The following is a 9,613-nucleotide window of genomic DNA, read 5'->3' as shown; positions in this document are numbered from 1 at the left end:
GCCGCGGCGCAGGCGGCGGGGCCGGACGACCTGGTGCTGGCGCTGATCTCTGGCGGGGGGTCGGCGCTGATGGCGGCGCCCCGCGCGCCGCTGACGCTGGAGGACAAGATCGCGGTCAATCGCCTGCTGCTGCGCTCCGGTCTGACGATCGAGGACATGAACCGCGTCCGTCGCCGCCTGTCGGCCATCAAGGGCGGGCGGCTGGCGCAGGCGGCAGCGCCCGCGCGTCTGGTGACGCTGGCGATTTCCGACGTGCCCGGCGACGACCCGGCCGCCATCGCGTCGGGACCGACCGTGCCGGACCCGACCGCCGGCCAGGACCTTTCCTGGCTGGTGGACCGGCTTGGCCCCGACCTGCCGCAGGCGGCGCGCGACCTGCTGATGGCGCCGCCGCAGCCCGGTCCCGCCTTCGACGTCGATTACCGGCTGATCGCCACGCCGCAGATGTCGTTGCTGGCCGCCGCGCGTGTGGCCGAACGGGCCGGGGTGACGCCCATCCTGCTGGGTGACGCGCTGGAGGGCGAGGCCGCGCAGCTGGGCATCGCCATGGCCGGCATCGCGCGCGCCACCGCAGCCCACGGCACCCCCGCGCCCGCGCCTGCGGTGCTGCTGTCGGGCGGAGAGACGACCGTGACCATCGGCCAAGGCAATCCGGGCCGTGGCGGGCGCAACACAGAGTTCCTTCTGTCGCTGGCCGTCACGCTGCGGGGGCAGGCGGGCATCCACGCGCTGGCCGCCGACACCGATGGCATCGACGGGACCGAGGACGCGGCTGGTGCCATCATCGGACCTGATCTGCCGCAGCGGGCTGCGGACCTGGGGCTGGACATGCGCGCGACCTTGGCAGGGCATGACAGCTACAGCCTGTTCGACGCGACGGGCAGCCTGATCCGCACCGGGCCGACACTGACCAACGTCAACGATTTCCGCGCCGTACTGGTTGTCCCCGCCGACTAGGCCAGGATGCCCGGCTGGTCGATGCGCAACCGTTCCAGGATGTGCTCGATATGGCTCAGGTGGTCGCGCAGCGCGCCGGCTGCGGCTTCGGGGTCGCGGGCGCGCAGGGCGGCCAGGATATTCCGGTGCTCGATAAAGGCGGTCGACGCGCCATAGGATAGCGACAGGAACCGCGCGCGGTCCATGTGGCCCTTGTTGTCGCGCACCAGGTTCCAGACGAATTCCTTGCCCGCCGCCGCGCAGATATCGCGGTGGAACTGGTCGTCCAGCGCATGGAAATCGCCGCGCCGGTCTTCCAGGCTGGCGGCCTCCTGCAGGTCGATCAGGCGTTCCAGCCCGTCCCAGTCCGCAGGCTGCAGTCGCAGCGCGGCGACCCGCATCGTCGCCTGTTCCAGCGCGCTGCGGATGAAATAGGCCTGCATCACCGCCTCGGTCGAGATCGGGGTGACGGTGGTCGCGCGCTGTGGCCGGATCTGGATGAACCCCAGCTGCGACAGCCGATAGAACGCGTCGCGCACCGGTTGGCGCGACACGCCCATCTGGGCCGCGACCTCTGCCTCGGACAGCTTCGCGCCGGGGGGCAGGTCCAGCCCGACCACCCGCGCATACAGCAGGTCGAATATCTGTTCGGTGACGTTACGGGGGCGCAGATCCTGCAGGGGCGGCAAGCTGTCCAGTTCCTGAACCGACATGATCACCCCCTCGTTGACCGAACCTGTAAACTAGCATATTAGACGACTAGCGGAATGGCAAGTGAGTCGGAGGAGGATCACATGGCACTGCTGCACGACGACCGCCTGTTCCCGACCCAAGGCCGTGCCCGCGATCTGGCCCGTGCCCTGTACGACCAGGTCCGCGACCTGCCGATCGTCAGCCCGCACGGCCATACGGATCCGCGTTGGTTCGCCGAAAACGAGGCGTTTCCCGACCCCGCGCAGCTGTTCGTGACGCCGGACCATTACGTGTTCCGGATGCTGTGTTCGCAGGGCGTGCCGCTGACCGATCTGGGCGTGCCCCGCGCGGACGGCGGGCCGACCGAAACGGACGGCCGCACGATCTGGCGCCTGTTCGCGCGCCACTATCCGCTGTTTCGCGGCACACCGTCGCGGCTGTGGCTGGACCACAGCTTTCAGCAGGTCTTCGGCATCGACCGCCGCCTGTCGGAGGATACGGCCGACTGGTATTACGACCACATCGCCGACTGCCTGTCCCGCCCCGAATTCCGCCCCCGCGCGCTGTTCGATCGCTTCAACATCGAGGCGATCGCCACGACCGAGGCCGCGACCGACGATCTGCGCTGGCACGCGATGATCCGCGACAGCGACTGGGGGGGCAGGGTCATCACCGCCTATCGCCCCGACGGGGTGATCGACCCGGAGATGGCGGGATTTGCCGACAACGTCGCCCTGATGGGCCACCAGACCGGGTTCGATACCGCGACATGGGACGGATACCTGGACGCGCACCGGGCGCGGCGGGCGTTCTTCATCGACCATGGCGCGACGTCCAGCGATCACGGCCACGCCTCGGCCCGGACCGAGGACCTGTCACAGGCGGATGCCGCCGCGCTGTTCGCCAAGGCCCTGCGCGGCACCTGCACCGCAGAGGAGGCCGATGCGTTCCGCGGCCACATGCTGACCGAGATGGCGCGGATGAGCCTGGAGGACGGGCTGGTCCTGCAGATCCATCCCGGATCGCGGCGCAACCACTCCGACGACGTGCTGGCGATGTTCGGCCGCGACAAGGGTTTCGACATCCCCGGCCGCACCGAATACGTCACCGCGCTGCGGCCGCTGCTGAACGCGGTCGGCATGGACCCGCGCCTGACGGTGATCCTGTTCACCCTGGACGAGACCGCCTATGCCCGCGAGCTGGCCCCGATGGCGGGCGTCTGGCCCTGCCTGCGGCTGGGTCCGGCATGGTGGTTCCACGACAGCCCCGAAGGCATGCGCCGCTTTCGCGAGATGACCACGGAAACGGCGGGTTTCTACAACACCGTGGGGTTCAACGACGACACGCGTGCCTTCTGTTCGATCCCGGCCCGTCACGACGTGGCGCGCAGGGTCGATTGCGCTTGGCTGGCCGATCTGGTCGCCACGGGACGTCTGGAGGAGGACGAGGCCCCCGAGGTGGCGCGCGACCTGACCTATGGCCTGGCCAAGCGGGCCTACAAGCTTTGAGCACCTGTATCTGGGAGGATAACATGAAACTGCTGATGACAACTTTGGCCGGCCTGCTGGCCTCGGCCAGCTTCGCCACCGCCTGCGAGATCACGCTGCGGTCGTCCGACACCCATCCTGACGGCTATCCGACGGTCGAGGGCGTCAAGGCCATGGCCGAGGAGGTCTTGGAGAAGACAGACGGCCGCATCTGCATCGAGGTCTTCCCGTCGTCCCAGCTGGGCGAGGAAAAGGACACGATCGAACAGACCCAATTCGGCGTCATCGACATGGTTCGCGCCAGCTTTGGCTCGTTCAACGACATCGTGCCGGTCACCCAGATCATGTCGCTGCCCTATCTGTTCACCTCGGTCGAGCACAGCCACGCGGTCCTGGACGGCCCCATCGGCGAGGAGATCGCCGCCCAGTTCGAGGAGCGCGACCTGGTGGCGCTGGCCTGGTACGACGGTGGGGCGCGCAGCTTCTACAACTCTCAGCGGCCGATCCAGTCGATCGCCGACCTGGAGGGAATGAAGTTCCGCGTCATGCAGAACGACGTGTTCGTCGACATGATGGACGCGCTTGGCGCCAACGCCACGCCGATGCCCTATGGAGAGGTCTATTCCAGCATCCAGACCGGCGTGATCGACGGGGCAGAGAACAACTTTCCCAGCTATGACAGCTCGGGCCATGCCGAGGTCGCCAAGTACTTCACCCTGGACGAGCACTTGATCGTTCCCGAGCTGGTCGCGATGTCCAAGACCAGCTGGGACAAGCTGACCCCCGAAGATCAGGCGATCCTGCGCGAGGCGGCGCAGAACTCCTCGACCCTGCAGCGAGAGCTGTGGGCTGCCCAGGAGCAGGCGTCGCTTGAAAAGGTCACCGCCGCGGGCGCCGAGGTCATCACCGAAATCGACAAGACCCCGTTCATCGAGGCGATGGTCCCCGTCTACGACAAATACGTGACCACTCCTGAAAATCAGGACCTGGTCGAACGCATCCGCGCGACCCAGTGACACCACGCCGCCCGCAGACCCTGTGGGCGGCTTTTTCTTATTGGGGGAATGCGCGATGCGCGAGGGGATGATCAGATTTGCCACGCTGACCGGCGCGATCGCGCAGGCGGCCCTGTGGCTGGCGGGGATCGGGCTGGTCCTGATGACCGCCTTTGTCTTTGCGCAGGTGTTCTTCCGCTATGCGATGGGCTCCAGTCTGTTCTGGGCGGAACCGGCCGCGGTCATGCTGATGGGCTGGTTCATCTTCCTGGGCGCCGCCGTGGGCGTCAAGGAAGGGTACCACCTGTCCTTTGACGTGGGCCTGATGGTCGTTCCGGAAAGCTGGCGGCCGTGGTTCCACAGCCTGTCCGACGTGGTCGTGACGGCTTTCGGCTTTGGCATGGCGTGGTTCGGCTGGCAGCTGGCGGCGCGTGCGGCCAGCGGCGTCGTGCCGGGCATCGGCATTTCCCGCCTGTGGGATTTTGCGCCGCTGATCGGGGGCGGCATCCTGCTGATGCTGTTTTCGGTCGAACGCATCCTGCGCCGCGCGGCTGGGCTGAAGACGATGCGCTTTGGTGACATGGACGATGCCGCGGACGGCGTCGTCGATGGCGCGCCGGGTGCGGTGCGCGCCGGTGACCTTCTGGACGGCAAGGCTGCGCGCCCCCGCGAAAGGACCTGAGATCATGGAACTGTGGATTCTGTTCGGCAGCTTCGTGACGCTGCTGCTGATCGGCACGCCGGTGGCGTTCTGCCTGGGCGTCGCAAGCTTTCTGACCGTCCTTTACATGGGGCTGCCGCCGGTGGTGGTGTTCCAGCGCCTGAACAGCGGCATTTCGGTCTTTGCGCTGATCGCCATCCCGTTCTTCATCTTCGCGGGCGACCTGATGGTGCGGGGCGACATCGCCCGGCGCCTGGTGGCGCTGGCAGGCGCGATGGTCGGGCACATGCGCGGCGGTCTGGGCCAGGTCAACATCATGGCGTCGCTGATGTTCGGCGGCGTGTCGGGATCGGCCGCGGCCGATGCCAGCGCGGTGGGTGGCCTGATGGTCCCCCAGATGAAGGCGCGCGGGTACGACGTCGATTACGCCGTCAACATCACCGTGGTCAGCTCCATCATCGCGCTGATGATCCCGCCCAGCCACAACATGATCATCTATTCCATCGCCGCCGGGGGCCGTCTGTCCATCGCCGACCTGTTCACCGCGGGCATCATTCCGGGCCTGCTGCTGGCCGTGTCGCTGATGATCACCGCCTGGTGGGTCGCGCGCAAGAAGGGCTATCCGACCGAACCGTTCCCGGGCCTGCGGATGCTGGGCGCGCTGTTCGTGTCGGCCATGCCCGGCCTGATCCTGATCGCGATCATCTTCGGCGGCGTGCGGTCGGGCTGGTTCACGGCGTCCGAATCCTCGAACGTGGCGGTGGTCTATGCGCTGCTGGTGACGGCGCTGGTCTATCGCAGCCTGCCCTGGTCCGAATTCGTCGAGGCGACCAAGGGCGCGGTGCGCACCACCGCCATGGTGCTGCTGGTGATCGGTTGCGCGGCCTGTTTCGGCTGGCTGCTGGCCTATCTGCGCGTGCCCACACAGCTGGTCGAGATCCTGCAAAGCGTGTCCAGCAACCCCATCGTCATCCTGCTGATGATCAACATCGTCCTGCTGGTGCTGGGCACGTTCATGGACATGTCGCCGCTGATCGTCATCACCACGCCGATCTTTCTGCCCGTCGCCACCGCGTTCGGTGTCGATCCGGTGCATTTCGGGGTCATCATGATCCTGAACCTGGGGATCGGCCTGTGCACGCCACCGGTCGGCGCGGTGCTGTTCGTCGGTTGCGCGGTGGGACGCATCAGCATCTGGCAGGCGATGCGCACGATCTGGCCGTTCTATGGTGCGGCCTTTGCCACACTGATGCTGGTCACCTATGTCCCGGCGCTGTCGCTGTGGCTGCCCTCTGTTTTCCGCTGATGAAAGTGCTGTCATGACCGATCCCGTCCGCACCGTCTTGGCCCATACGCCGGACCTGATGGTCGTCCGCTTTGCCTTTGCCGCGGGCGAGCGGGGCGCGCTGCACAGCCACCCGCATGTGCAATCGACCTATGTCCAGGCGGGCCGCTATCGCTTTACCGTCGCCGACCGGACCTTCGAGGTCGGGCCCGGCGATGCCTTCATCATCCCATCGGCGCCGAACACGGCTGCCTGTGCCTTGAGGGGGGCGTGCTGATCGACAGCTTCACCCCCCGCCGCGACGATTTTCTGTGAAAGGACCCCCCATGACCCATGTCGAGACCCGCCACGCGATCCACCCGGACCACGCCCGCGGCATGGACACAGCCCAGCTGCGGCAGCATTTCCTGGTCGAGGGGCTGTTCGCCGCGGGTGAAATCCGTCTGACCTATACCCATTACGACCGCTTTGTCGTGGGCGGCGCGGTGCCAGACGGCGCGCCCCTGACCCTGGACGCCATCGCGGAAACCAGAACCCCCAGCTTTCTGGACCGGCGGGAAATGGGCATCGTCAACATCGGCGACCCCGGCCGGGTCGAGGCCGCGGACCAGGGCTGGGACATGGCCAAGGGCGACGTGCTGTATCTGGGCATGGGGGCTGGGGCGGTGACGATTTCGGGTGGGGGGCGGTTCTACATCACCTCGGCGCCCGCGCATCGCGCGCTGCCGCACCGGCTGATCACCGTCGATCAGGCCAAGAAGGTCGAGATGGGTGCGACCGAAACCTCCAACAAGCGTGTCATCAAGCAGTTCATCCACCCGCTGGTCATGGAAAGCTGCCAGCTGGTGCTGGGCTACACGTCACTGCAGGAGGGGTCGGTCTGGAACACCATCCCCAGCCATGTCCATGACCGCAGGATGGAGGCCTATCTGTATCACGGCATGGCGCCGGAATCGCGCGTGTTGCACCTGATGGGCGAACCGCAGGAGACGCGCCACCTGTTCGTAGCCAACGAACAGGCCGTCCTGTCGCCGTCCTGGTCGATCCATTCGGGTGCGGGTATCGGCGCATACACCTTCATATGGGCGATGGCGGGGGACAATGTCGATTATACCGACATGGACTTCATCCAGCCGGAGGATCTGCGGTGAACCCCTTTTCCCTTGAGGGGCGCACCGCGCTGGTCACCGGCGCCAATACCGGCATCGGCCAGGCCATCGCCGTGGCGCTGGCGCAGGCCGGGGCAGATGTGATCGCCAGCGGTCGGCGCGATTGCGACGAGACTTTGGCGCTGATGGGCCAGGTGTCTGACAAGGCGGGGCAATCGCTGACCCTGGATTTCGCCGACCCGATGGCGGCGCGCGACGTCTTTGCGGATCAGCCCATCGACATCCTGGTGAACAACGCGGGCATCATCCGCCGCGACGACGCGGTGGACTTCGCCGAGGCCGACTGGGACGCGGTGATGGACGTCAACGCCAAGGCGCTGTTCTTTACCTGCCAGGCCTTCGCGCGCGCCGCGCTGCCGCGGGGCAGGGGCAAGATCGTCAACATCGCCTCGCTGCTGTCGTTCCAGGGCGGCATCCGGGTGCCGTCTTATACCGCGTCGAAACATGGCGTGGCGGGGCTTACCAAGCTGATGGCCAACGAATGGGCGGGGCGCGGGCTGAACGTCAACGCCATCGCGCCCGGCTATATCGAGACGAACAACACCGAGGCCCTGCGCGCCGACCCCGAGCGCGCCCGCGCGATCCTGGAGCGCATCCCCGCAGGCCGGTGGGGCCGCCCCGAGGACATCGCCCAGACCGCCGTGTTTCTGGCCGCCCCCGCATCCGATTACATCAACGGTGCGATCCTGAACGTCGATGGAGGCTGGCTTGCCCGCTAGGTTGCACCACACCCCGTCCGCCGCGCCCGCGGGCATCGTCCATCTGGGCCTGGGCGCGTTCTTTCGCGCGCATGGCGCGATCTATGTCGAACAGGCCATGGCGGCCTCGGGCGGCGATTGGGGGATCATCGGCGTGTCGCTGCAATCGCCCGGCACGCGCGACCGGCTGGAACCGCAAGGCTGGGCCTATACCGCGCTGCAACTGGGACCCGAGGGAGAGACCGCACAGGTCGTCACCGTGCTGCGCGACGTCCTGGTCGCGCCCAAGAACCCGCAGGCGGTCCTGGCCGCAATGGCAACGCCGTCGGTGCGCATCGTCAGCCTGACGGTGACCGAAAAGGGCTATTGCCACGCGCCGTCGACGGGGCGGCTGAACGCCGATCACCCCGACATCCGCCACGATCTGGACAATGCGCTGCCGAAATCGGCACCGGGGTTTCTGGTCCGCGCGTTGGCCCTGCGCCGGGCGGCGGGCATCGCGCCCTTCACGGTGCTCTGCTGCGACAACCTGCCGGAAAACGGCCATGTCGTGCGCGGCGTCGTGCTGGACCTGGCGCGGTTGATCGACCCCGATCTGGCCGCCTGGATCGAGGCCGAGGGGGCGTTCCCCTCGACGATGGTGGACCGTATCGTGCCGGCCACCACGCCCGCCGACCTGGACCGCGTCGCGGCCCTGACCGGCCAGCGCGACGAGGCGCCCGTGATGCACGAGCCCTTCCGCCAGTGGGTCGTCGAGGATCGGTTCTGCAACGGCCGCCCCGACCTGGGCGCGGTGGGCGTGCAACTGGTCGACGACGTCACCCCCTTCGAGCACATGAAGCTGCGGATGCTGAACGGCACCCATTCCAGCCTGGCCTATCTGGGCTATCTGGCCGGACACCAGACCATCGCCGACACGATGGCCGACCCGGTCATGGCGCAGTTCGCCGATAGGCTGTGGCGGTCCGAGATCATCCCGGCGCTGACGCCCCCGCCCGGCACCGACCTTGCGGCCTATGCCGATGCGCTGGCGGCGCGCTATGCCAATCCGGCGATCCGTCACCGGACGTGGCAGATCGCCATGGACGGCAGCCAAAAGCTGCCGCAGCGCATCCTGGGCACCATCGCGGAAGGCCGCGCCGCGGGGCGGCCGGTGCCGGGGCTGACCTTGGCCGTGGCGGCATGGATGCGCTATGTCTCGGGGCGCGACGAGGTGGGCGCGGCGATCGAGGTCAAGGACCCGCTGGCCCCGCGGCTGGCCGCGCTATGGCGCGACGATCCGGCGGCGACGGTCGACGGGTTCCTGGGCCTGTCACAGGTGTTCCCGGCCGCGCTGCGCGACGATCCGGGGTTCCGGGCCGATCTGACCGATGCGCTGACCCGGCTGGTCCGTGACGGCGCTCGGGTCGCCGCCGGTGGCTGACCTGCTGGTCCTGAACCCGGCGGACACGGTCGCTATCCTGACCGCGCGCGGCGTGGCGCCTGCCGGACACAAGATCGCCCGCGCGGCCATCGCGCGGGGGGCGGCGGTGGTGAAATACGGGCAGATCATCGGCTATGCCACCTGTGACATCGCGGCGGGCGATCACGTCCACAGCCACAACCTGCCTTCGGCGATCACGACCGCGACCAGACCCCGGCGCCGGGCTTGCGGCCGCGCAGGCCGCGCTGGACCGCCATCGTGGGCCG

10 protein-coding genes and 1 pseudogene are annotated in these 9,613 nt (G+C 67.8%); 10 read left to right on the top strand and 1 reads right to left on the bottom strand.

The window, feature by feature from the left end; all coding sequences use genetic code 11:
- A partial coding sequence (locus TY51_RS19330; protein WP_042252899.1) for a glycerate kinase occupies positions 1-957 on the top strand: 957 nt, incomplete at its 5' end.
- Here TY51_RS19330 and TY51_RS19325 read toward each other — a convergent pair.
- Positions 954-1,649, bottom strand: coding sequence for a GntR family transcriptional regulator (locus TY51_RS19325; protein ID WP_042252903.1), 696 nt, complete (start codon positions 1,647-1,649; stop codon positions 954-956). The two genes, TY51_RS19330 and TY51_RS19325, sit on opposite strands and share 4 nt — an antisense overlap.
- 81 nt (positions 1,650-1,730) lie before the next feature.
- On the opposite strand from TY51_RS19325, the gene uxaC reads away from it, so the two are divergent.
- The 9 genes and pseudogenes from uxaC to TY51_RS24175 form a co-directional block, all read left to right on the top strand.
- Positions 1,731-3,137: a glucuronate isomerase gene (gene uxaC, locus TY51_RS19320; protein ID WP_042252898.1), complete on the top strand. Its 1,407-nt coding sequence runs from the start codon at positions 1,731-1,733 to the stop codon at positions 3,135-3,137.
- 23 nt (positions 3,138-3,160) lie between these two features.
- Complete coding sequence (locus TY51_RS19315) at positions 3,161-4,132, top strand: TRAP transporter substrate-binding protein (protein ID WP_042252896.1); 972 nt, start codon at positions 3,161-3,163, stop codon at positions 4,130-4,132.
- Positions 4,133-4,187: 55 nt separating this feature from the next.
- Complete coding sequence (locus TY51_RS19310) at positions 4,188-4,793, top strand: TRAP transporter small permease (RefSeq protein WP_081995302.1); 606 nt, start codon at positions 4,188-4,190, stop codon at positions 4,791-4,793.
- 4 nt (positions 4,794-4,797) lie between these two features.
- Positions 4,798-6,078: a TRAP transporter large permease gene (locus tag TY51_RS19305; protein WP_042252894.1), complete on the top strand. Its 1,281-nt coding sequence runs from the start codon at positions 4,798-4,800 to the stop codon at positions 6,076-6,078.
- Positions 6,079-6,091: 13 nt separating this feature from the next.
- A pseudogene (locus TY51_RS19300) lies at positions 6,092-6,372 on the top strand (cupin domain-containing protein).
- An 11-nt stretch (positions 6,373-6,383) separates the two neighbouring features.
- Complete coding sequence (gene kduI, locus TY51_RS19295) at positions 6,384-7,208, top strand: 5-dehydro-4-deoxy-D-glucuronate isomerase (protein WP_042252892.1); 825 nt, start codon at positions 6,384-6,386, stop codon at positions 7,206-7,208.
- The gene (gene kduD, locus TY51_RS19290) at positions 7,205-7,945 is read left to right on the top strand and encodes a 2-dehydro-3-deoxy-D-gluconate 5-dehydrogenase KduD (RefSeq protein WP_042252890.1); all 741 of its coding nucleotides are present in this window, start codon (positions 7,205-7,207) and stop codon (positions 7,943-7,945) included. Before kduI ends, kduD begins: the two co-directional genes overlap by 4 nt.
- Positions 7,923-9,347, top strand: a complete 1,425-nt coding sequence (locus TY51_RS19285; protein WP_042252888.1) for a mannitol dehydrogenase family protein — start codon at positions 7,923-7,925, stop codon at positions 9,345-9,347. Before kduD ends, TY51_RS19285 begins: the two co-directional genes overlap by 23 nt.
- Positions 9,340-9,613: SAF domain-containing protein (locus TY51_RS24175; protein ID WP_373960736.1), on the top strand; the 274-nt coding region annotated here is incomplete at its 3' end. The genes TY51_RS19285 and TY51_RS24175, both read left to right, overlap by 8 nt.

Origin of the sequence: Paracoccus sp. PAMC 22219 (assembly GCF_000787695.1) — a bacterium.
Classification (GTDB): domain Bacteria; phylum Pseudomonadota; class Alphaproteobacteria; order Rhodobacterales; family Rhodobacteraceae; genus Paracoccus.
The sequence above is the reverse complement of the archived record's forward strand: the minus strand, read 5'-3'. Positions and strand labels throughout refer to the sequence as shown.

Coding starts and splice junctions, on each gene's coding strand:
- TY51_RS19285 (WP_042252888.1), top strand. CDS start 7,923: ATGGAGGCTGGCTTGCCCGCTAGGTTGCACCACACCCCGTCCGCCGCG.
- kduI (WP_042252892.1), top strand. CDS start 6,384: ATGACCCATGTCGAGACCCGCCACGCGATCCACCCGGACCACGCCCGC.
- TY51_RS19305 (WP_042252894.1), top strand. CDS start 4,798: ATGGAACTGTGGATTCTGTTCGGCAGCTTCGTGACGCTGCTGCTGATC.
- TY51_RS19315 (WP_042252896.1), top strand. CDS start 3,161: ATGAAACTGCTGATGACAACTTTGGCCGGCCTGCTGGCCTCGGCCAGC.
- TY51_RS19310 (WP_081995302.1), top strand. CDS start 4,188: ATGCGCGAGGGGATGATCAGATTTGCCACGCTGACCGGCGCGATCGCG.
- uxaC (WP_042252898.1), top strand. CDS start 1,731: ATGGCACTGCTGCACGACGACCGCCTGTTCCCGACCCAAGGCCGTGCC.
- TY51_RS19325 (WP_042252903.1), bottom strand. CDS start 1,649: ATGTCGGTTCAGGAACTGGACAGCTTGCCGCCCCTGCAGGATCTGCGC.